Source organism: Cribrihabitans neustonicus (assembly GCF_048820895.1).
GTDB lineage: Bacteria > Pseudomonadota > Alphaproteobacteria > Rhodobacterales > Rhodobacteraceae > Cribrihabitans_A > Cribrihabitans_A neustonicus.
In genome coordinates this window covers 102,420-122,736 of the sequence record NZ_JBMERQ010000008.1, presented here as the reverse complement: position 1 = coordinate 122,736, position 20,317 = coordinate 102,420, and the positions used below count along the sequence as shown (strand labels likewise).

The window sequence follows — 20,317 nt, the reverse complement described above, 5'->3', positions numbered from 1 at the left end:
GGTCTCCCCGCCGCACTGCATTTGGTCATGGCGCAACTATTGAACAGGTGAAGCAGAATGGCGAGCGCGAATGCCGCCCGGCGCCCGCCGCCGGCAATCAAGCCTGTTCAACAAACAGGGCTCTCCCGCCCGTCGTCTGCCTTTCTGGCGAAAGGCCTCCTCCCGTTGGGCCGGGCGCCGCGCAGGGCGCGGCGCCCGGCCCAACGGGAGCGGGGGCATTATCGATGCACCCGGCGACGGGCGGGAGGGTCCCGGCTGGATGAGGAGAACCTCCCCCATCAGGACACCTCCGCCCTTGCCACCAAACCATTGGGCTGCCCCGGCTGGCAATACGTTACAGAAACCTCTAACCAGCCAAACTTCGGTTACAAATGCCTTGCTGCGAATCATCTTCCGGCGTATCACCGACCCAACGGTCGGCTTATCTGCCGCCAGTGAGGAGACGCGAATACCATGGAAGCTTTCATCTGCGATGCCACCCGCACCCCGATCGGCCGCTACGGCGGCGCGCTGAGCCAGGTCCGCACCGACGACCTTGCCGCCGCGCCGATCGCTGCGCTGATGGCGCGCAACCCGCAGGTTGACTGGGCCAGCCTCGACGATGTGATCTTCGGCGACGCCAACCAGGCCGGTGAAAGCAACCGCAACGTCGCGCGCATGGCGGCCCTGCTTGCAGGCCTGCCGGTGGATGTGCCGGGCACCACGATCAACCGGCTCTGCGCCTCCGGCATGGACGCGGCCGGCATGGCGGCGCGGGCGATCCGCGCGGGCGACTACGACATGGCCATCGCCGGCGGCGTCGAGAGCATGAGCCGCGCGCCTTTCGTGATGCCCAAGGCCACCTCCGCCTTCAGCCGCGCCAACGCGGTCTATGACACCACCATCGGCTGGCGCTTCGTGAATCCGAAGATGGAGAAGATGTACGGCACCGACTCGATGCCGCAGACCGCCGACAACGTGGCCGAGGATTACGGTGTTTCCCGCGAGGACCAGGACGCCTTTGCCGCCCGCAGCCAGGCCCGCTGGGCCGCCGCGCATGAGGCGGGGGTGTTCGCGCATGAGATCACGCCGGTGACGATCCCGCAGCGCAAGGGCGAGGATATCGTCGTCGCCACGGACGAGCACCCCCGCCCCGGCACCACGGCGGAGAAGCTCGCAGGGCTGAAGGGCGTCAACGGCCCCGAGAAGACAGTGACCGCTGGCAATGCCTCCGGCGTCAACGACGGCGCCGCGGCGATCCTGCTCGCGAACGAAGCGGCGGCGGAGAAGAACGGACTCACCCCGATTGCCCGCATCGTCGGCATGGCGGCCGCGGGCGTGGAGCCGCGGGTGATGGGCATCGGCCCGGTGCCCGCAACCCGCAAGCTGCTGGCCCGCACTGGCCTCACCATCGAGCAGATAGACGTGATCGAGCTGAACGAGGCCTTCGCCTCGCAGGGTCTGGCGACGCTTCGGGAACTTGGCGTTCCGGACGATGCGCCCCATGTTAATCCTAATGGCGGCGCCATCGCACTGGGCCACCCGCTCGGCATGTCCGGCGCGCGGCTGGTGCTGACCGCCGCCTACCAGCTGCAGCGCACCGGCGGGCGCTATGCGCTCTGCACCATGTGCGTCGGCGTCGGTCAGGGCACCGCCCTGATCCTGGAACGCGTGTAACCCGGTTAACCCCTGAGGGGAGGTACAAGTCATGTATGCACAGATGGTGAAGTCCGAGGCGACCCAGGACGACCCGGAAAAGCTCGCCGAATTCCAGGCGCGCATCGACGCGGGCGAGAAAATCGAGCCAAAGGACTGGATGCCCGCGGGTTACCGCAAGACGCTGATTCGCCAGATCGGCCAGCACGCGCATTCCGAAATTGTCGGCCAGCTGCCCGAGGGCAACTGGATCACCCGCGCGCCGACGCTGGAGCGCAAGGCGATCCTGCTGGCCAAGGTGCAGGACGAGGCGGGCCACGGCCTGTATCTCTACTGTGCGGCAGAAACGCTGGGCGTGTCGCGCGACGAGCTGACCGAGATGCTTCTGGACGGCCGCATGAAGTATTCCTCGATCTTCAACTACCCGACGCTGAACTGGGCCGACATCGGCGCGGTGGGCTGGCTGGTCGATGGCGCCGCAATCATGAACCAGGTGCCGCTGCAGCGGACGTCTTATGGCCCCTACTCGCGCGCGATGATCCGCGTCTGCAAGGAGGAGAGCTTCCACCAGCGCCAGGGCTACGACGCGATCCGCCGCATGGCCGAGGGCACGCCCGAGCAGCGCAAGATGGCGCAGGATGCGCTCAACCGCTTCTGGTATCCCTCGCTGATGATGTTCGGCCCCTCCGACAAGGACTCGGTTCATTCGGCGCAGTCGATGGCCTGGAAGATTAAGATGAACACCAACGACGAGCTGCGCCAGAAGTTCGTCGACCAGACCGTGCCGCAGGCCGAATATCTCGGCCTCACCATCCCGGACCCGGAGCTGAAGTGGAACGAGGAGCGCGGCCACTACGACTTCTCGGAACCGGACTGGAGCGAGTTCTTCGAGGTGATCAAGGGCAACGGCCCCTGCAACACCGACCGGCTCGCCGCCCGCAACAAGGCCTGGGACGACGGCAAATGGGTGCGCGACGGCATGCTGGCCCACGCCCGCAAGAAAGCCGCCCGCAAACACGCCGCCGAATGAGCCAACTATGCTGCGCGCCCCGCCTGCCGGGGCCGCCGCAGCCAGGAGTATCTGAGCAATGAAAAACGAATGGCCCCTCTGGGAAGTCTTCATCCGCGGCCAGCATGGCATGAGCCACCGCCACGTCGGCTCCCTGCATGCGCCCGACGCCGAGATGGCGATCAAGAACGCCCGCGACGTCTACACCCGCCGCAACGAGGGCGTGTCGATCTGGGTGGTCGAGGCCGCGGCCATCACCGCGTCGTCTCCCAGCGACAAAGGCCCGCTCTACGAGCCGTCTGAGAGCAAGGTCTACCGCCACCCGACCTTCTTTGACATCCCCGAAGAAGTGGGGGCGATGTGATGACCGCCGCCGCCGCCAAAACCGAAACCGCGCTCAGCCATGATGAGGCGTTCGAGCAGTTCCTCTTGCGGATGGGCGACAACACGCTGATCCTCGGCCACCGCGTCAGCGAGTGGTGCGGCCACGCGCCCGTACTGGAAGAGGACATCGCACTCGCCAACATTGCGCTGGACCTGATTGGCCAGACCCAGATGTGGCTCGGCCTCGCGGCCGAGGTTCAGGGCAACGGCAAGAGTGCCGACGATCTCGCCTTCCTGCGCGACGCCTGGGACTTCCGCAACATCCTGCTGGTGGAGATGCCGAACGGCGATTTCGGCCAGACCCTTATGCGCCAGTTCCTGTTCGACGCCTGGCATAGGCTGATGCTGGAACGGCTAAAGGCGTCCTCGGACGAACGGGTGGCCGCAATTGCGGAGAAGGCCTCGAAGGAGGTCGCCTACCACCTGGAACGCTCCAGCGACACGGTGATAGCCTTGGGTGACGGGACCGGGGAAAGCCACAGCCGCATGCAGGCGGCGCTGGACTATCTCTGGCCTTACGTGGGCGAGATGTTCCAGTCCGACGCGGTCGACGCCGCGATGGCGGAGGCAGGCATCGCCCCCGACCCGGCGGACTTGCGCGACGCCTACGATGCGCGGGTGCTGGCCGTGCTGGAAGAGGCGACGCTCAAGGTCCCGGAAAGCCGCTACGGCCACAAGGGCGGCCGCACCGGCCAGATGCACACCGAGCACCTGGGCCATCTCCTAACCCAGATGCAATGGCTGCAACGCGCCTACCCCGGCGCCAAGTGGTAACGCCACGGTTCAAGTACTGAGGGCGGCCCCCGGCCTCGGGTGGGGGTGAAGCCCCCTCCCGTGGGGAAGGTCGGGGGCTGCCCGGCCTATCGTCCGGGCGAAACAGCCAATGAGGATTTCCGCATGAGCCAAGTTACCTCTCAACCTAGCGTGGACCAGATCTGGGACTGGCTCGACGCCGTGCCGGATCCGGAAATCCCGGTAATCTCGCTCGTCGACCTCGGCATCATCCGCGGCGTCGAGTGGCAGGGCGAAACCCTCGTGGTCACTGTCACCCCGACCTATTCCGGCTGCCCCGCCACCGCGGTAATTCAGATGGATATCGAAACCGCTCTGCGTGCCCGCGGCATCCGGAACCTCAAGCTGAAGACCCAGATCTCCCCTGCCTGGACCACCGAATGGCTGTCGGAGAAGGGCCGCGCCAAGCTGGAGAACTACGGCATCGCCCCGCCCCAGCCCGCGGGCGGGCCGGAGAAGTGCCCGCATTGCGGCAGCAAACATGTCACCAAGGTCAGCCAATTCGGCTCGACCCCCTGCAAGGCACACTGGCGCTGCCAGGACTGCCTTGAACCTTTCGACTATTTCAAGTGCATCTGAGGAGACCTCCATGGCGCGCTTCCACGATCTTGAAGTGACCGGTGTCCGCAAGACCATCCGCGATGCGGTGGTGGTCACCCTGAAACCCGCCTCGGAAGCGGCGGCGGCGTTCGACTTCACCCAAGGCCAGTACCTCACTTTCCGCCGCGACTTCGACGGTGAGGAGCTGCGCCGCAGCTATTCGATCTGTGCCGGGAAAAACGAGGGCATCCTGCAGGTCGGCATCAAGCGCGTTGAGGGCGGCGCTTTTTCGACCTGGGCCAACACTGAGCTGAAGCCGGGCGACATCCTGCAGGCGATGCCGCCGATGGGCAGCTTCTTCACCCCGCTCGACGCTGCCGCGCAGAAGCACTACCTCGGCTTTGCCGGCGGCTCCGGCATCACGCCCGTGCTGTCGATCCTGAAGACCACGCTGGAGGCCGAGCCGCACTCTTCCTTCACGCTGGTCTATGCCAACAAGGGCGTGAACACGATCATGTTCCGCGAGGAACTGGAAGATTTGAAGAACCTGCACATGGGGCGCTTGAACGTGATCCACGTGCTGGAGACCGACACCCAGGAGATCGACCTCTTTACCGGCCTGGTCACTGAGGAGAAATGCGCCCAACTCTTCGAGCACTGGATCGACGTCCAATCGGTCGATACCGCCTTCATCTGCGGCCCCGAACCGATGATGCTGGGCATCGCGAGCGCCCTGCGCAAGGCAGGCCTCGACGAAGGGCAGATCAAGTTCGAGCTCTTCGCTTCCGCCCAGCCTGGCCGCGCCAAGCGGCAGGTCAAACCGGGGGATGCCGCCTCCGGTGCCAACCAGACCAGGGCCGCGATCACGCTGGACGGCGCCACCCAGACCATCGAGATGGGCAAGGACGTCACGATCCTGGACGCGGCGCTGGAAAACGCGATGGACGCGCCCTACGCTTGCAAGGCCGGAGTCTGCTCCACCTGCCGCTGCAAGGTGCTGGAAGGCGAGGTGGAGATGGTCGCCAACCATGCGCTTGAGGACTACGAGGTCGAGAAGGGCTATGTGCTGAGCTGCCAGGCCTATCCGGTGACCGACCGCGTGGTGGTGGACTACGATCAGTAACGGCTTTCCCGGGGAGGACCGGCCATGACCGACGAGATGAGCATCGCAAGCTACCTTAAGCAGGGAGGGGTGCTCAGCAACCCCGCCAACGTCCCGCCGCGCTACCGCGCCGAGCTCTTGAAGCTGATGGCGACCTTTGTCGACAGCGAGCTTGCGGGTGCCGCGGGCTTTGCCGACATCATCAACGAAGGACCGGGCATCAAGGCCCGCATCGCCGCCGCCCGCATCGTGCTGGAGAAGTCCGACCACGCGGGCCAGGTGCTGCGGCTGATGGGCGAATTCGGCGCCGATACCGAGCGCTACGCCGATCACCACCCTTGGACCGCGCGGCTGGAGCGCGACGCCGACATCGGCCAGAGCCGCAGCAAGCACGACATGCGGCTGGCGGTGTTCAACTACCCGCTGGAAGGCTGGGCCGATGCGGTGGTGATGAACCTCCTGATGGGCCGCGCGGTGGCGGTACAGCTTGAGGAGCTCAGCCATGTCTCCTACCAGCCCTTGGCCGAAGCCTTCCGCGCGATCCTGCCAGCCGAGACGCATCACGCGGAACTCGCCGAGGAAGGCCTGATGCAGCTGGTGGAACGGGAAGGTCCGGCACAGTTGCAGGAACATGTGGATTACTGGTGGCCACGGGTCGCCGCGAGCTTTGGCTCGGAGAGTTCCGAGAAATTCGAAGGCCTTAAGGCCATGGGCCTGCGCCGCACCCCGAACCCGGATCTGAAGGCCCGCTGGGAGGCGGAGGCAGGTGCGATCCTGGAACAGGCCGGGCTGCAGCGGCCGGGGTGAGCTGCCCTGCGGCGCAAACCCTGCGCTGAACGGCAAGCGGTGCGCTCCCGCCCGGGCTTCAAGCCCAAAGAATTGGACTGGCCCGGTTGGGCCGCGCGCGCCTGAAGGCGCGCGGGCGCCCTGCGGCTGGCGGGCGGCGGGTAAAACCTGGCTGGTGCCGGGGCTTGCAATCGGGTCAGCAGGCCTGACCGAATGTTTCGCGCGCGAAACATTTTTCGATGCTTCTGCGCTGGTCTTGCTCGCATCCGCTCACGGCAATCCTTCCCCGAAATTTCCGCCCGGCGCGGAACAAGGCCGAGAGGCCGCCGCGCATCGCCGGCGCGCCCCCTCGCGGCGGCGATTTGGCTGCGGCTGGGCGGTCCCACGAAATCTCGTACGGACTTGGAGGTGATAAACTGCCAGTTATGCCGGTTCGGATCGCCTCCGCGCGCGCCGGCAATGCGCGGCTCGACGCTGAGGGGAGGCGGCAGTTTCTCACTTTGCAGTACCCGCTCGAAGGAACCGGGACTGCTCCCTCTGATCCCGTGACACCATCCCCCATTATTGCACGTGAAACATTGCCTATCAGGCGCTCCACGGTGGCACGGGAGCCGCAGAAAAAGGTCTGGACGGCTGACCCATCCCGCCCTACCCTCGCGCCCGAGCGAGAGAGAGAGGGAGACAGCCATGGCAGCGGGCAGCGCGATCCGGACCTATTTCAACGGCATCTGGCACGACGGCAACCCGGCTGTCTTGCGCGCGGCCGACCACGCGATGTGGCTGGGCTCGATGGTGTTTGACGGCGCGCGCCTGTTCAACGGGCTGACCCCGGACCTCGACCTCCACTGCGCCCGTACCAATGCCTCGGCTGAGGCGCTGATGATGGCACCGACCCACACGCCGGAGCAGATGGTGGAGATCATCCAGGAGGGCCTGCAAGGCTTTGCACCCGGTGCCGCCGTTTACATCCGGCCGATGTACTGGGCCGCCGATGGCGATCCTTCGCTGATCGTGCCGGACGCCGGCAGCACGCAGTTTGCGGTCTGCCTGGAGGAAATCCCGATGGCGCCGCCCTCGGCCAGCACCACGCTGACCCGCACCCGGTTCCGCCGCCCGGTACTGGAAAGCGCGGTAGTGAATGCCAAGGCCGGCTGCCTCTATCCCAACAACGCGCGGATGCTGCACGAGGCGCGGTCCAAGGGCTTCGGCAATGCGCTAGCCCTGGACGCGATGGGGAATGTGGCCGAGGCCGCGACTGCCAATGTCTTTATGGTGCGCGGCGGCGAGGTTTTCACGCCGGTGCCGAACGGCACCTTCCTCGCGGGGATCACCCGCGCGCGCCACATCAGGAATCTCCGCGCCGATGGGGTGACGGTGCATGAATGCGTGCTGACCTGCGAGGACTTCGAGGATGCCGAAGAAGTCTTCCTTTCTGGCAATATGAGCAAGGTGACCCCGGTCACAGCTTTCGACGAGACCCGCTATCAAGCCGGACCTGTGACCAGGCGCGTGCGCGAGATGTACTGGGATTGGGCCGCCAGCGGGGCTTGACCCGCAGCTGCTGGGTTTCAGGAACCGCCGGAGGTCTCACGCCTATCCCGGAAGCCGCGGAGCAGCTCCCCGCCCGGATGGCCCGCGCACCGTGTTACGGGACGCCGCCGCGCCGCGACCTAGGCGCCAAGGCCGGCACGGGAGGGTTCCCCTTTTGCAGCCACCGATTGAGCACCGGCACCGGCCGCCCTTGCCTGACCGGCCTCCATGCGCCATGATCCCCGGCGGAACAAAGAGAGAGCGGATATGCGCAAATTCCTTGTGGTATTGGACGACAGCCGCGAATGCCTGAACGCGATGCGCTTTGCTGCCATGCGCGCGTCACATACCGGCGCGGGGGTGACCATCCTGTCGGTGATCCCCCCGGATGAGTTCAACCACTGGATCGGCGTGGGCGAGGTGATGCGGGAGGAGGCGCGCGAGCGCATCCACGCGCATTTCGAGGTCTTCGCGAAGTGGATGCGCGACCGCCAGGGCATCGACCCCGAGCTGGTGATCCGCGAAGGGGAGCCGGTTCCCGAGATTCTCGATTACATCGAGGCGGATCCTGAGATCGGCGTGCTGGTGCTTGGAGCCGGCACCGGGCGCAAGGGACCAGGGCCGCTGGTCACCCAGCTCACCAAGAACTCAGGGACCCTGCCGGTGCCGATCACCATCGTGCCGGGCGACCTCAGCAAAGAGAAGCTTGAGGCAATCACCTGACCGGGCAGCGGGGCAAAGGCGATGCACGGCAGAATTACCTTCTGGTTCGAGTTTGCCTCCACCTACTCCTATCTCAGCGCCATGCGGATTGGCGAAGCAGCCGCGGCGCGCGGCGTCTTAGTCACCTGGAAACCGTTCCTGCTGGGACCGGTCTTTGCCGCCCAGGGCTGGGACACCTCGCCATTCGACCTCTACCCTGCCAAAGGCCGCTACATGTGGCGCGACCTGGAGCGGATCAGTGCTGCCCGCGGGCTGCCTTTCCGCCGGACCGATCCCTTTCCGCAGAACAGCCTGCGCGCCGCGCGTCTGGCGCTGGCCGCGACAGCGCCGGGCGGGGTGGAGGCCTTCTCGAAGGCGGTGTTCCGGGCAGAGTTCGGCTGCGGGGCGGATATTTCCAGCGAGGCCGTTCTCCTGGACTGCCTGCGTCAAGCGGGCCTTGACCCGGCGCTGCTGGAACGCGCCGAGGCACCTGAAATCAAATCGGCGCTGCGGGCCCAGACCGATGCTGCCATCGCGGCCGGCATCTTTGGCGCGCCCAGCTTCACCAGCGGAACGGAGCTGTTCTGGGGGGACGACCGGCTGGAACAGGCTTTAGAGCACGCCGCGGGGCATTCCGCGGGCATCGCATAATTTAGAACCGTTCCAAAACTTGACTTGCCCGGCCCCAGGGCGCATATCGGTGGCACGCTTTACGGAGGCCCGAGATGTTCATTCAGACCGAATCCACGCCCAACCCGGCGACGCTGAAATTCCTGCCGGGCCAGACCGTCCTGGAGGCGGGCACAGCCGATTTCGCCAGCGCCGAGGCCGCACAGCAGTCGCCGCTGGCTGCGCGCATCTTCGCCGTCGAGGGCGTGACCGGTGTCTTCTTCGGCAACGATTTCGTCACCGTAACCAAGGCGGACGATGTCGAGTGGGATCACATCAAGCCCGCGATCCTGGGCGCGGTGATGGAGCACTACCAGTCCGGCCAGCCGGTGATGGCGGGCGGCGCTTCGGACCCGGCCTCGGGCCATGCCGAACACTCCGGCGAGGACGAAGAAATCGTCAACCAGATCAAGGAGCTGCTGGACAGCCGGGTGCGCCCGGCGGTGGCTCAGGACGGTGGCGACATCACCTTCCACGGCTTTGACCGCGGCGTTGTCTACCTGCACATGCAGGGCGCCTGCGCGGGCTGCCCGTCCTCGACCCTGACGCTGAAGATGGGCATCGAGAACCTGCTGCGCCATTATATCCCGGAAGTCACCGAGGTGCGCCCGGTTGCCGTCTGACCGGCTGCGAAAGGACGCTGCGAAAGGACAAGGCATGAGCTCCGAACCGCTGGTTCTGGGATTTGATACATCGGCCGCGCATTGCGCGGCCGCTTTGCTGCGCGGGAACGATGTGCTCGCCGCACGGCTGGAAGAGATGACCCGCGGCCAGGCCGAGCGGCTGATGTCGCTGCTGGAAGAGGTGCTGGCGGAGGGCGGCGCCTCCTGGCAGGACCTGGACGCAATCGGCGTGGGCATCGGCCCCGGCAATTTCACCGGCATCCGCATCGCTGTTTCCGCCGCGCGTGGGCTGGCGCTGGGGCTGGAGATCCCGGCCGTGGGCGTCGACGGCTTCGAGGCGCGCGCCGCAGAAGGCACCCTGCCCGCCGTGCCCGCGCCGCGCGATCAGGTCTATGCCGCCCTGCCCGCGGGGGGTGGCAGCGAGGCGCCGCGTCTGATGCCGCGCGCGGAGGCCGAGGCCGCCGCCCGCGGCGCCGGGCTGGCGTTTGCGCCCGAGGCGAGCCCCGCAGGCATTGCCGAAGCGATAGCGCGCATCGCCGCCACCCGCCTGGACGGGCCGGTGGAGGCTCCGGCACCTCTCTATCTGCGTCCCGCGGATGCCGCACCTGCACGCGACCTGCCGCCCGATCTGATAGATGAGTGAGCCGCTTTCCCCGCAGGCGATGGCCGAGACCCATGCCGCCGCCTTCACCCAGTCCCGCCCCTGGAGCGCGGCGGAGTTTGCCGCCCTGCTGGACAGCCCGCTCAATTTCGCCATCGGCGATGCCCGCGCCTTTGCTTTAGTGCGGGTGGTGGCGCAGGAGGCCGAGCTGCTGACCATCGCAACTGCCCCGGCGCACCGCCGCCAGGGGCTGGCCCGCGCTGCCATGGCGGCGTGGTCCGCCGAGGCCCGCCGCCGCGGCGCATTGGAGGCCTTGCTGGAGGTGGCCGAGGACAACGCGCCCGCACAGGCGCTGTACCACGCCTGTGGATTCGCGCTTTGCGGACGCCGTCCCGGCTATTACCCGCGGGAGGGGCGTGCAGCGGCGGATGCGCTGCTGATGCGGGCGTACTTACGTTAGGCCACCTGCGCGGATTCCGCACCAGATGGTCAAAAACCTGTTGACCGTCTCCCCGGGCTCCGGGCTAAATTGCCGCACCTACAGGGCCCGCACAGGGCCCGGCCCCCGGTATTGGCCGGCGGCTCAAAAAACAAAACGCAGTGGGAGTATCCTGATGACCCTGATGAAATCGCTGATGGGCGCAGCCGCGTCGCTGGCCCTGACCGCCGGCGCTGCGCTTGCCGAACCGGCGCTGATCTTCGACCTGGGCGGCAAGTTCGACAAGTCCTTCAACGAGGCCGCCTACAACGGCGCCAAACAGTGGGCCGAGGAAACCGGCGAGAGCTACCGCGAGATCGAGCTGCAGTCCGAAGCCCAGCGCGAGCAGGCGCTGCGCCGCTTTGCTGAGGCCGGCGCCAATCCGATCGTGATGGTGGGCTTTGCCTTTGCCGACGCGCTCAGCCAGGTGGCAGCGGATTATCCGGATACCAAGTTCACCATCATCGACATGGTCGTCGAAGGCGACAACGTGCGCTCGGTGGTGTTCAACGAGCATGAGGGCTCCTATCTCGTCGGCATGATGGCGGCGATGGCCTCCAAGAGCGATACCGTCGGCTTCATCGGCGGCATGGACATCCCGCTGATCCGCAAATTCGCCTGCGGCTATGCCGAGGGCGTGAAGGCCGCGAAGCCTGACGCCAAGGTAATTGCCAACATGACCGGCACCACGCCCGCCGCCTGGAACGACCCGGTGAAAGGCTCGGAGCTGACCAAGGCGCAAATCTCCCAGGGCGCCGATGTGGTCTATGCCGCAGCCGGCGGCACCGGCGTGGGTGTGCTGCAGACCGCCGCCGACGAGGGCATTCTGTCGATCGGCGTGGACAGCAACCAGAACCACCTGCATCCGGGCAAGGTGCTGACCTCGATGACCAAGAACGTCGGAAACGCGGTCTACGAAGCCTTCCAGGACGGCCCGGACATGGAAACCGGCTTCTCCGTCATGGGGCTGGCCAATGGCGGTGTCGGCTACGCGATGGACGAGCACAACGCCGAGCTGGTCACCGAAGAGATGAAATCGGCAGTGGATGAAGCCGCCGAGAAGATCGCTTCGGGCGAAATCAAAGTGCATGACTACATGTCGGATGACAGCTGCCCTGTGCTGAGCTTCTGAGCACATGCCCCAGGCGATGACGGATTCCTTACATCTTCTGTTGTCCGCCTGGGGCGATCCGTCGCCCGGAAGCCGCGCCGCCAAGGCGGATGCGGCGGCCGGGCCCAACTTCTACTATTCCGATCCAAATGCGCCCGGGCCTGAGCACGGGCGCGCAGCCTTTCTGGACTACATCGCGCAGTTTGGCGCGATGCTGCACGGATATTACTTTGCCGGTTCCGCAGACGGCAAAGCAGTCCTGCCGATCGGATTTGCAGGCATGGGAGAGCCCGCGTGACCGCCCCCGCCATCGAACTCAAAGGCATTTCAAAGGCTTTTGGCCCGGTCCAGGCAAACAAGGACATATCCATTCGCGTCGCCCCGGGAACCATCCACGGTATCATCGGGGAAAACGGCGCCGGCAAATCGACGCTGATGTCGATTCTCTACGGCTTCTACAAGGCCGACAAGGGCGAGGTCTTCATCAACGGCAAGAAGACCGAGATCCCGGACAGCCAGGCGGCGATTGCCGCGGGCATCGGCATGGTGTTCCAGCATTTCAAGCTGGTCGAGAATTTCACCGTGCTGGAGAACATCGTGCTGGGCGCCGAGGACAGCGGCATGCTGATGCCCTCGCTCACCCGCGCCCGCAAGGAGCTGAAGGCGCTGGAGGAGGAATACGAGCTCTTTGTCGATCCGGACAAGCGCATCGACGAAATCGGCGTCGGCATGCAGCAGCGGGTCGAGATCCTGAAGGCGCTTTACCGCAAGGCCGAGATCCTTATTCTCGACGAGCCGACCGGCGTGCTCACGCCCTCGGAAGCGGACCAGCTGTTCCGCATCCTCGACCGGCTGCGCAGCGAGGGCAAGACGATCATCCTGATCACCCATAAGCTCCGCGAAATCATGGAATACACCGACACAGTGTCGGTGATGCGGCGCGGGGAGATGACCGCCACTGTGAAAACCGCGGAAACCAGCCCCGAGCATCTGGCCGAACTGATGGTAGGCCGCAAGGTGCTGCTGCGCGTGGACAAGGTCCCCGCCCGCCCCGGCAAGCCCATCCTCGAGGTGGAGAACCTCAAGGTGGTGGATGGCGCCGGCGTTGAACGTCTGAAGGGCATCGACCTCACCGTGCACGCGGGCGAGATCCTCGGCATTGCAGGGGTTGCGGGCAACGGCCAGTCGGAGCTTCTGGAGGTGCTTGGCGGCATGCGTGAAGGCACTGGGTCGATCAAGCTGCACGGCAAGCCGCTGCCGCTGACCGGCCATGGCGCCGACGGACGCGCGCGCCGCGCCGCCCACATTGGCCACGTGCCGGAGGACCGCCAGCGCGAAGGGCTGATCATGGACTTCCACGCCTGGGAGAACGTCGCCTTCGGCTATCACCACGCGCCGCAGTACCAGCGCGGGCTGCTGATGAACAACGCTGCCCTGAAGGCCGACACCGCCGCCAAAATGGAGAAATTCGACGTACGGCCGCCCGATCCCTGGCTTGCGGCGAAGAACTTCTCGGGCGGCAACCAGCAGAAAATCGTCGTCGCACGTGAAATCGAGCGCAACCCCGATCTGCTGCTGATTGGCCAGCCCACCCGCGGCGTTGACATCGGCGCCATCGAATTCATCCACAAGCAGATCGTCGCCTTGCGCGACCAGGGCAAGGCAATCCTCCTTGTCTCGGTCGAGCTGGAAGAGATCCTGTCGCTCAGCGACCGGGTGGCGGTGATGTTTGACGGCATGATCATGGGCGAGCGCCCGGCGGATCAGACTAATGAAAAAGAACTCGGCCTTCTGATGGCCGGCGTCGCGGGGGAGGCCGCGTAAATGGACAAAATGCCGAAATGGGCCGACGTCGTGCTGATCCCCCTGATCAGTCTGGTGCTGGCCGCAATCCTCTCTGCTCTGGTGATCCTCGGGATTGGCGAAGACCCGATCGCCGCCGTGGATCTGATGGTGAGCGGCGCGCTGGGATCGACCTATGGCTGGGGCTACACGCTCTATTATGCCACCAACTTCCTGTTCACCGGCCTCGCCGTGGCGGTGGCCTTCCACGCCCGCATGTTCAACATCGGCGGCGAGGGCCAGGCGATGCTCGGCGGCCTCGGCGTGGCGCTGGTCTGCCTCTATATCCCCTGGCCGCACTGGTCGATAGCGCTGGTCTTTGCCGCCCTGGGGGCGGGGCTCTTCGGCGCCGCCTGGGCCGCGATCCCGGCCTATCTGCAAGCCAAGCGCGGCAGCCACATCGTGATTACCACCATCATGTTCAACTTCATCGCCGCGGCGGTGCTGAACTACGTGCTGGTGAACGTGCTGCGCCCCGAGCGCTCGATGGACCCGGCCACCGCGCGCTTCCCCGCTTCGGTGCACCTGCCGTCGCTGCATGACATCCTGGCGCCCCTGGGGATCGAGTTTTCCAAGGCCGCGCCCGCGAATGTCTCCTTCCTGGTGGCGGTGGCGGCCTGTATCGTGGTCTGGCTGCTGATCTGGCGCACCCGGCTGGGTTTCGAGATCCGCGCCTACGGCCATTCCGAGCCGGGCGCGGTCTATGCCGGCATCTCGCCGGTGAAGATCATCATGATCGCGATGCTGATCTCCGGCGCACTGGCGGGCATGATGGCGATCAACAACGTGATGGGCGAGGCCGAGCGGCTGGTCCTGAACTCCACCGAGGGCGCGGGCTTCATCGGCATCGCGGTTGCCCTGATGGGCCGCAGCCACCCGTTCGGAGTGTTCCTCGCGGCAATCCTGTTCGGCTTCCTCTATCAGGGCGGCGCCGAGCTCGCGCTCTGGACCACAATCCCGCGCGAGCTGATCGTGGTGATCCAGGCGCTGGTGATCCTGTTCACCGGCGCGCTCGACAACATGGTGCGGATGCCGCTTGAAAAGCTGTTCCTGGCGCTGCGCAAGGAGAAGGCTTGATGGAATTCCTCACGATCATCCAGGTGTTCGACAGTACCATCCGCCTGGCAACGCCGCTGCTGCTGGCCTGCCTTGCGGGCCTGTTCTCGGAACGGGCCGGCATTTTCGACATCGGCCTCGAAGGCAAGATGCTGATGGCGGCCTTCTTTTCCGCGGCGGTCGCGGCGGTCACCGGCAATGTGTGGCTCGGCCTGCTGGCGGGCATCGCTTCCTCGCTGGTGCTGGCGGGACTGCACGGGGTGGCATCGATCACATTCCGCGGCAACCAGCTGATCTCCGGCGTAGCGATCAACTTCCTTGCCGCGGGCATGACGGTGCTGGTGGCGCAGGACTGGTTCAAACAGGGCGGCCGCACGCCCTCGCTGTTCAGCGGCGGCCGCTTCAAGCCGGTCGAGCTGCCCTTTGCCGATGCGGTGGCGGACGTGCCGGTGTTCGGGCCGATCTACTCCGAGCTGCTCTCCGGCCATTCGATCCTGGTCTACTTCGCCTTCCTCGCGGTGCCCGCCACCTGGTGGATCCTGTTCCGCACCCGCTTCGGCCTGCGCCTGCGCGCGGTGGGCGAGAATCCGGCGGCAGTGGATACCGCGGGCGTCTCGGTGGTCGGCCTGCGCTATGGCGCGGTGCTGATCTGCGGCTTCCTCTGCGGCATTGCGGGCGCCTACCTCGCCACTGCGCTGCAGGCGGGCTTCGTGAAGGACATGACCGCGGGCCGCGGCTTCATCGCGCTGGCAGCGCTGATCTTCGCCAAGTGGCGGCCCTGGCACGCGATGGGCGCCTGCCTGCTGTTCGGCCTCCTGCAGGCGGTGGCGCTGCGCTTCCAGAGCATCGAGCTCGGCGGCATCACGATCCCGGTGCAGGTGATGGATGCGCTGCCCTACGTGCTGACGGTGGTGATCCTCGCAGGCTTTGTCGGCAAGGCGATCCCGCCGCGGGCGGGCGGCGAGCCCTACGTGAAGGAGCGCTGAGCCGCCCTGCCCCGCGAATGGGAAAAACGCCCGGCCCCAAGCCGGGCGTTTCTTTAGTGAGATGCCGCCAAACCATGACCCGCCGCGCGCGCAGGCCACCCAGCCCGCGTCGGTGGCAGTTAATGCCGGCCAAGCCCGTAGCCCCCTCCCGGCGGAGCGCCCGCCCCAACCGATCGCCGCTGCGCGGGCGGGCGCCGGTGCCCCGCGGCGGCCAGGCGGCCTGGTTCCGCGCCGGCGGTCGCCTGCCTTTTCCGAACATCCGCGCAGCCGCCCCGCAGCGGCGCGATAAGTCCAGTTGCCGTACTCTGATCGGTCCTGCATGCTGCACAGCGGCAGGGATTCTTGATTTCTCAACGGGCGGCGGGCTAACAAAGATTATGCAGATATACCTTCCCATCGCCGAGGTCTCGGTCAATGCCTTCCTGCTCCTCGGTCTTGGCGGGATGGTCGGCATCCTCTCGGGTATGTTCGGGGTCGGCGGCGGCTTCCTGATGACGCCGCTTCTGTTCTTCATCGGCATCCCGCCCGCGGTGGCGGTGGCGACCGAGGCAAACCAGATCGTCGCGTCGTCTTTCTCGGGCGTGCTGGCGCACTTCCGAAGGCGCACGGTCGACATCAAGATGGGCCTGGTGCTGCAGGCGGGCGGCCTCATAGGCGCGGCCCTGGGGGTTGTGGTCTTCAATCTGCTGAAGGCTGCGGGGCAGGTCGATCTCCTGGTGAAGCTTTGCTATGTGGTCTTCCTCGGCGTGGTGGGCGGGCTGATGTTCATCGAAAGCCTGAACGCCATCCGCAAGGCGAGACGCGCAGGCGGCAGCCCGGCACCCGCAAGGCGCCAGCGCGGCTGGGTGCACGCGCTCCCCTTCAAGATGCGCTTCCGCACCTCCGGGCTCTATATCTCGGTGATTCCTCCGATTCTGGTGGGGGTCTGCGTCGGCATCCTGGCCGCGATCATGGGGGTCGGCGGCGGTTTCATCATGGTGCCCGCGATGATTTACATCCTGGGCATGCCGACGAAGGTCGTGGTCGGCACTTCGTTGTTCCAGATTATCCTGGTCACCGGCTTCACAACCATGCTGCACGCAACAACCAACTACACGGTGGACATCATGCTGGCTGTGCTCCTGCTGATTGGCGGCGTGATCGGCGCCCAGATCGGCACCCGCATCGGCGTCTACCTCAAGGCCGAGCAGCTGCGCATTCTGCTGGCGCTGATGGTCATCGCAGTCTGCGCCAAGCTGGCGCTCGACCTGCTGCTGATGCCGGGCGAGCTTTATACGCTCGGCGCGCCGGGAGGGCACTGACCATGGCCGCCCTGCCCCGCCTGGCTCTCGGGCTTGCCCTCGCGCTGCTTCCCCTCTCCGCGCCCCAGGCTGGCGAAGAAGAGGTTGTGCTCGGGTTGAGCCAGGACCGGGTCGCCATCACCGCTACTTTCGACGGCTCCGAGATTCTGGTCTTTGGAGCAGTGAAGCGCGAAACCCCTATCCCCGAAGACGACCCGCTGCAGGTAATTGTCGCAGTCTCGGGCCCCCAGGCCCCGGTCATGGTACGCCGCAAGGAGAAACGCTTCGGCATCTGGGTCAACACAGACAGCGTGCTGGTGGATTCGGCGCCTGCCTTTTATGCCGTCGCCACCTCCGCCCCCTTCCGCGAAGTACTGCGCGACACCGAAGACTTGCGCCACCGGGTCTCGATCCGCCGCGCGATCCGCTCGGTGGGGGCTGCCATGCACATCCGCGGCGCCCAGAAATTTGCCGAGGCGGTGATGCGCATCCGGGAGAACGGCGGGCTTTACTCGCTGCGTGAAAATACCGTTGCGGTGGACGAGCAGACCCTGTTCCGCACCGCCATCGACATGCCCGCCGACCTGACCGAGGGCGCCTATAACACCCGCATCTTCCTCACCCGCGGGGGCCAGGTGGTATCGCGCTATGAGACCGTGATCGACGTGCGCAAGGTGGGGCTGGAGAAGTTCCTCTACGGCCTGTCGCGTGAGCAGCCCTTTCTCTACGGCGTGATGTCGCTGGTGATTGCCATCGCCGCCGGCTGGGGGGCCTCGACCGCATTCAGCCTGCTGCGCGACCGCTGAGGACCGGGAGCGGCGCTGCCAACTTGGCCTCCGGCCAATTCCCACCCCCGCCGGAGGCTGCTGCGCGGCGCACCGGTTCCGTGTCAGCCGCGGCCGATGTAGGGCATTCGGGTGGCCATCACGGTCATGAACTGGACATTGGCCTCCAAGGGCAGATTGGCCATGTGCAGCACCGACGCGGCGGCGTCTTCCACCGCGAAGGTATGCATCGGCTCGCCTTCCGGATTGGCAGCGGCGTGGCGGTTGCTCAGCTCCTCCACCATCGGGGTGCGGGCATTGCCGATGTCGATCTGGCCGCAGGCGATGTTGAAGGCGCGCCCGTCAAGGGATAGCGAGCGGGTGAGGCCGGTGACCGCCGCCTTGGTCGCCGCATAGGGCGCCGACGCGGGGCGCGGCACATGCGCGGCGATGGAGCCGTTGTTGATGATCCGCCCGCCCTGCGGGTCTTGCCTGCGCATCTGCCGGAAGGCGGCGCGGGCGGCGAGGAACATGCCGGTGAGGTTCACGTTCAGCGAGGCGTGCCAGTCTTCCAGCGGGATTTCGTCGATCAGCCCGGGTGGCGTGAAGATGCCTGCGTTGTTGAACAGCACGTCGAGGCGGCCGGTCGCGGCGCTGAAACGCGCAAATGCCCTGTCCACTGCCGCCGGGTCGGTCACATCGGCCGGCAGAACGTGAGCATTGGAACGATTTGCCGCCACTTCCTCCAAAGCCTCGGCCCGGCGCGCAAGCAGGCCTGCCTGCCAGCCCTCGGCCAGGAACTGCTCCGCGACCGCACGGCCGATGCCGGAGCTGGCGCCGGTGATCAGGATGGTCTTGGTCATGCCGGGGTTTCCTCCTGGGCTTCCAGCGTCAGCGCCGCGGCAGGCAGTGCCTTCAGGTCGTCGACCGGCAGCGCGGCGGTCGGCTTCGCGAGCCGGTTGCGCACCACCCAGATCAGCCGCTCCTGAGCGCGGGTGATGGCGACATAGGCGAGCCGTTTCCAGAGCGGCTGGCCCGCCTCGACCCGGCCCATGCGGGCGGCGGCATAGATGTCGGGGGCGAAGACCTGCGCGGTGTCCCATTGCGAGCCTTGCGCCTTGTGGATGGTCACCGCGGCACCGTGCAGGAAGGTGGCCCCCATGCGGGCGGCATAGGGGATGAAGGGCTCTTCCTCGTCCGGTTTCTCGATCTTCACGATGGAGGCGGCGGAGACCTGCGGGTCCTCGGCGCCCATCACGTGCAGGCGTGAGAAGCCGGGTTTGCGGCCGGGGCCGAGGTAGATCACCTGGGCGCCCTTGATCAGCCCGCGCGCCTCCAGATCGAGGCGTTTCTTGCGGTGCTTGAGCGGCAGCTCCAGCCCGTCGCAGATCAGGGGCTCGCCTGCGATCAGCGCATCTTCAGGGGCGCCGTGCACGGTTCGAAAAGCGTTGATCAGCCGGATGCGCGTCGCGTTGCGCCACACCAGCACTGGCGAGCGCGCCATCAAGTCGACCTCCACCCGCTGGCCCCAGACCACGCGATCATCGCGGCGCGCGGTGTCCTCCACCATACGTTCGAAATCCTCGAAGCCCAACTGCGGATCGGCGAGCGCGTGGGCCAGGTCGAGGATCGGGTTGCCCGCCTCCTGCCGGTGCACCCGGTTCAGAATCAAGCGGCGCGGCTCAGGCAGCGTGTCGAATACCATCGAGCCGGACTGGTTCACCGGCGCGAGCTGTGCCGGATCGCCGAACAGCACCAGATTGGGAAAGATCTCCTTCAGGTCCTCGAACTGGCGGTCGTCCAGCATCGAGGCCTCGTCAATGAAACCGATGTCGAGCGGCTCTTCGCGCCGCTTCCAGCCGGTGATGAAGTCGGAGCCGCGCAGTCCCGCAGCGGCAAGCGCCCCGGGAATTGACTTGTTCTTCCCGAAAAAGGCGGCGGCGCGGGCCAGGGCTTCCTCGCTCAGGCCTTCAATTTCGGGCTTCTCGCCGTTTCCGGAGAGCCATTCTGCAATGCGCTCATACTCCGGATCGTATACCGGCGTGTAGAGAATGCGGTGGATGGTGGTGGCGGGCACACCGCGAAGGCGCAGCACACTCGCCGCCTTGTTGGTGGGCGCGAGAATCGCCAGCGTGCGCCGGTCGGTCTTCTTGCGGCTTTCGTAATCGCCCGAGACGACGTCGACGCCCGCCTGCTCCAGCGCCTTGTAGAGCTCCGCCAGCAAAAGCGTCTTGCCGGAACCCGCCTTGCCGATAACCGCCATCACCCCGGCATCGCCGCGAGGCGGATGCAGAAGACAGTCCGCCAGATCCACCCCAGCCTTCAGCAGAAGCTCCGCCACGCTGTCGAAGGCGGTGGCCTGGTCGTCGGAAAATGTCACGGGGATCTCTGTCATGACGCGACACTACAGCCGGGCGGCCGGCTCCG

22 protein-coding genes are annotated in these 20,317 nt (G+C 66.3%); 20 read left to right on the top strand and 2 right to left on the bottom strand.

From position 1 onward, the window contains the following. The first annotated feature begins 453 nt into the window (after positions 1-453). From pcaF to ACOHWE_RS15780, 20 genes are all read left to right on the top strand, one after another. Positions 454-1,656: a 3-oxoadipyl-CoA thiolase gene (pcaF, locus tag ACOHWE_RS15875; protein ID WP_420667697.1), complete on the top strand. Its 1,203-nt coding sequence runs from the start codon at positions 454-456 to the stop codon at positions 1,654-1,656. 31 nt (positions 1,657-1,687) lie between these two features. Beyond that, positions 1,688-2,665, top strand: a complete 978-nt coding sequence (gene paaA / locus ACOHWE_RS15870) for a 1,2-phenylacetyl-CoA epoxidase subunit PaaA (RefSeq protein WP_420667696.1) — start codon at positions 1,688-1,690, stop codon at positions 2,663-2,665. A gap of 58 nt (positions 2,666-2,723) precedes the next feature. Next, positions 2,724-3,008, top strand: coding sequence for a 1,2-phenylacetyl-CoA epoxidase subunit PaaB (gene paaB / locus ACOHWE_RS15865; RefSeq protein WP_420667695.1), 285 nt, complete (start codon positions 2,724-2,726; stop codon positions 3,006-3,008). Further along, the gene (gene paaC, locus ACOHWE_RS15860) at positions 3,008-3,802 is read left to right on the top strand and encodes a 1,2-phenylacetyl-CoA epoxidase subunit PaaC (protein ID WP_420667694.1); all 795 of its coding nucleotides are present in this window, start codon (positions 3,008-3,010) and stop codon (positions 3,800-3,802) included. Before paaB ends, paaC begins: the two co-directional genes overlap by 1 nt. 123 nt (positions 3,803-3,925) lie before the next feature. Beyond that, positions 3,926-4,399 carry a 1,2-phenylacetyl-CoA epoxidase subunit PaaD gene (paaD, locus tag ACOHWE_RS15855; protein WP_420667693.1) on the top strand — a complete coding sequence of 158 codons (474 nt, stop codon included), beginning with the start codon at positions 3,926-3,928 and terminating at the stop codon, positions 4,397-4,399. Positions 4,400-4,409: 10 nt separating this feature from the next. Then, the gene (paaE, locus tag ACOHWE_RS15850) at positions 4,410-5,483 is read left to right on the top strand and encodes a 1,2-phenylacetyl-CoA epoxidase subunit PaaE (protein WP_420667692.1); all 1,074 of its coding nucleotides are present in this window, start codon (positions 4,410-4,412) and stop codon (positions 5,481-5,483) included. Positions 5,484-5,507: 24 nt separating this feature from the next. Then, positions 5,508-6,269: a Phenylacetic acid catabolic protein gene (locus ACOHWE_RS15845; protein WP_420667691.1), complete on the top strand. Its 762-nt coding sequence runs from the start codon at positions 5,508-5,510 to the stop codon at positions 6,267-6,269. Between the two features lie 666 nt (positions 6,270-6,935). Continuing rightward, a complete protein-coding gene (locus ACOHWE_RS15840; protein ID WP_420667690.1) occupies positions 6,936-7,799 on the top strand; it encodes a branched-chain amino acid aminotransferase in 864 nt (287 codons plus the stop codon). Between the two features lie 246 nt (positions 7,800-8,045). Then, positions 8,046-8,501, top strand: coding sequence for a universal stress protein (locus ACOHWE_RS15835; protein WP_420667689.1), 456 nt, complete (start codon positions 8,046-8,048; stop codon positions 8,499-8,501). A gap of 21 nt (positions 8,502-8,522) precedes the next feature. Further along, the gene (locus ACOHWE_RS15830) at positions 8,523-9,131 is read left to right on the top strand and encodes a 2-hydroxychromene-2-carboxylate isomerase (protein ID WP_420667688.1); all 609 of its coding nucleotides are present in this window, start codon (positions 8,523-8,525) and stop codon (positions 9,129-9,131) included. A gap of 74 nt (positions 9,132-9,205) precedes the next feature. Continuing rightward, complete coding sequence (locus ACOHWE_RS15825; RefSeq protein ID WP_420667687.1) at positions 9,206-9,772, top strand: NifU family protein; 567 nt, start codon at positions 9,206-9,208, stop codon at positions 9,770-9,772. A 34-nt stretch (positions 9,773-9,806) separates the two neighbouring features. Next, positions 9,807-10,415, top strand: coding sequence for a tRNA (adenosine(37)-N6)-threonylcarbamoyltransferase complex dimerization subunit type 1 TsaB (tsaB, locus tag ACOHWE_RS15820; protein ID WP_420667686.1), 609 nt, complete (start codon positions 9,807-9,809; stop codon positions 10,413-10,415). Further along, positions 10,408-10,833, top strand: a complete 426-nt coding sequence (locus ACOHWE_RS15815; RefSeq protein WP_420667685.1) for a GNAT family N-acetyltransferase — start codon at positions 10,408-10,410, stop codon at positions 10,831-10,833. Before tsaB ends, ACOHWE_RS15815 begins: the two co-directional genes overlap by 8 nt. A 154-nt stretch (positions 10,834-10,987) precedes the next feature. Beyond that, entirely contained in the window at positions 10,988-11,983 is a 996-nt protein-coding gene (locus ACOHWE_RS15810) for a BMP family lipoprotein (RefSeq protein ID WP_420667684.1), read from the top strand. 16 nt (positions 11,984-11,999) lie between these two features. Beyond that, positions 12,000-12,260 carry a nuclear transport factor 2 family protein gene (locus tag ACOHWE_RS15805; protein WP_420667683.1) on the top strand — a complete coding sequence of 87 codons (261 nt, stop codon included), beginning with the start codon at positions 12,000-12,002 and terminating at the stop codon, positions 12,258-12,260. Then, positions 12,257-13,786: an ABC transporter ATP-binding protein gene (locus tag ACOHWE_RS15800; RefSeq protein WP_420667682.1), complete on the top strand. Its 1,530-nt coding sequence runs from the start codon at positions 12,257-12,259 to the stop codon at positions 13,784-13,786. The genes ACOHWE_RS15805 and ACOHWE_RS15800 overlap by 4 nt, the downstream gene beginning before the upstream one ends. Then, on the top strand, positions 13,787-14,881 hold the full coding sequence (locus ACOHWE_RS15795) for an ABC transporter permease (RefSeq protein ID WP_420667681.1): 1,095 nt from the start codon (positions 13,787-13,789) through the stop codon (positions 14,879-14,881). It abuts the gene before it with no gap. Further along, complete coding sequence (locus ACOHWE_RS15790; protein ID WP_420667680.1) at positions 14,881-15,846, top strand: ABC transporter permease; 966 nt, start codon at positions 14,881-14,883, stop codon at positions 15,844-15,846. Before ACOHWE_RS15795 ends, ACOHWE_RS15790 begins: the two co-directional genes overlap by 1 nt. 377 nt (positions 15,847-16,223) lie before the next feature. Continuing rightward, a complete protein-coding gene (locus tag ACOHWE_RS15785; RefSeq protein WP_420667679.1) occupies positions 16,224-17,147 on the top strand; it encodes a sulfite exporter TauE/SafE family protein in 924 nt (307 codons plus the stop codon). Positions 17,148-17,149: 2 nt separating this feature from the next. Continuing rightward, positions 17,150-17,932, top strand: coding sequence for a TIGR02186 family protein (locus ACOHWE_RS15780; RefSeq protein ID WP_420667678.1), 783 nt, complete (start codon positions 17,150-17,152; stop codon positions 17,930-17,932). 83 nt (positions 17,933-18,015) lie between these two features. Here ACOHWE_RS15780 and ACOHWE_RS15775 read toward each other — a convergent pair whose 3' ends face one another. Further along, positions 18,016-18,753: an SDR family oxidoreductase gene (locus tag ACOHWE_RS15775; RefSeq protein ID WP_420667677.1), complete on the bottom strand. Its 738-nt coding sequence runs from the start codon at positions 18,751-18,753 to the stop codon at positions 18,016-18,018. Then, a complete protein-coding gene (locus ACOHWE_RS15770) occupies positions 18,750-20,285 on the bottom strand; it encodes an ATP-dependent DNA helicase (protein ID WP_420667676.1) in 1,536 nt (511 codons plus the stop codon). The genes ACOHWE_RS15775 and ACOHWE_RS15770 overlap by 4 nt, the downstream gene beginning before the upstream one ends. Positions 20,286-20,317: the final 32 nt, after the last annotated feature.

What these genes read in the sequence shown, in the direction of transcription:
- ACOHWE_RS15830 (WP_420667688.1), top strand. Translation starts at nt 8,523, where the DNA reads ATGCACGGCAGAATTACCTTCTGGTTCGAGTTTGCCTCCACCTACTCC.
- paaC (WP_420667694.1), top strand. Translation starts at nt 3,008, where the DNA reads ATGACCGCCGCCGCCGCCAAAACCGAAACCGCGCTCAGCCATGATGAG.
- ACOHWE_RS15825 (WP_420667687.1), top strand. Translation starts at nt 9,206, where the DNA reads ATGTTCATTCAGACCGAATCCACGCCCAACCCGGCGACGCTGAAATTC.
- ACOHWE_RS15845 (WP_420667691.1), top strand. Translation starts at nt 5,508, where the DNA reads ATGACCGACGAGATGAGCATCGCAAGCTACCTTAAGCAGGGAGGGGTG.
- ACOHWE_RS15790 (WP_420667680.1), top strand. Translation starts at nt 14,881, where the DNA reads ATGGAATTCCTCACGATCATCCAGGTGTTCGACAGTACCATCCGCCTG.
- ACOHWE_RS15805 (WP_420667683.1), top strand. Translation starts at nt 12,000, where the DNA reads ATGACGGATTCCTTACATCTTCTGTTGTCCGCCTGGGGCGATCCGTCG.
- ACOHWE_RS15795 (WP_420667681.1), top strand. Translation starts at nt 13,787, where the DNA reads ATGGACAAAATGCCGAAATGGGCCGACGTCGTGCTGATCCCCCTGATC.
- ACOHWE_RS15775 (WP_420667677.1), bottom strand. Translation starts at nt 18,753, where the DNA reads ATGACCAAGACCATCCTGATCACCGGCGCCAGCTCCGGCATCGGCCGT.
- ACOHWE_RS15835 (WP_420667689.1), top strand. Translation starts at nt 8,046, where the DNA reads ATGCGCAAATTCCTTGTGGTATTGGACGACAGCCGCGAATGCCTGAAC.
- paaD (WP_420667693.1), top strand. Translation starts at nt 3,926, where the DNA reads ATGAGCCAAGTTACCTCTCAACCTAGCGTGGACCAGATCTGGGACTGG.
- paaA (WP_420667696.1), top strand. Translation starts at nt 1,688, where the DNA reads ATGTATGCACAGATGGTGAAGTCCGAGGCGACCCAGGACGACCCGGAA.
- ACOHWE_RS15810 (WP_420667684.1), top strand. Translation starts at nt 10,988, where the DNA reads ATGACCCTGATGAAATCGCTGATGGGCGCAGCCGCGTCGCTGGCCCTG.
- ACOHWE_RS15770 (WP_420667676.1), bottom strand. Translation starts at nt 20,285, where the DNA reads ATGACAGAGATCCCCGTGACATTTTCCGACGACCAGGCCACCGCCTTC.
- ACOHWE_RS15840 (WP_420667690.1), top strand. Translation starts at nt 6,936, where the DNA reads ATGGCAGCGGGCAGCGCGATCCGGACCTATTTCAACGGCATCTGGCAC.
- pcaF (WP_420667697.1), top strand. Translation starts at nt 454, where the DNA reads ATGGAAGCTTTCATCTGCGATGCCACCCGCACCCCGATCGGCCGCTAC.
- paaB (WP_420667695.1), top strand. Translation starts at nt 2,724, where the DNA reads ATGAAAAACGAATGGCCCCTCTGGGAAGTCTTCATCCGCGGCCAGCAT.
- ACOHWE_RS15780 (WP_420667678.1), top strand. Translation starts at nt 17,150, where the DNA reads ATGGCCGCCCTGCCCCGCCTGGCTCTCGGGCTTGCCCTCGCGCTGCTT.
- tsaB (WP_420667686.1), top strand. Translation starts at nt 9,807, where the DNA reads ATGAGCTCCGAACCGCTGGTTCTGGGATTTGATACATCGGCCGCGCAT.
- ACOHWE_RS15785 (WP_420667679.1), top strand. Translation starts at nt 16,224, where the DNA reads ATGCAGATATACCTTCCCATCGCCGAGGTCTCGGTCAATGCCTTCCTG.
- ACOHWE_RS15815 (WP_420667685.1), top strand. Translation starts at nt 10,408, where the DNA reads ATGAGTGAGCCGCTTTCCCCGCAGGCGATGGCCGAGACCCATGCCGCC.
- paaE (WP_420667692.1), top strand. Translation starts at nt 4,410, where the DNA reads ATGGCGCGCTTCCACGATCTTGAAGTGACCGGTGTCCGCAAGACCATC.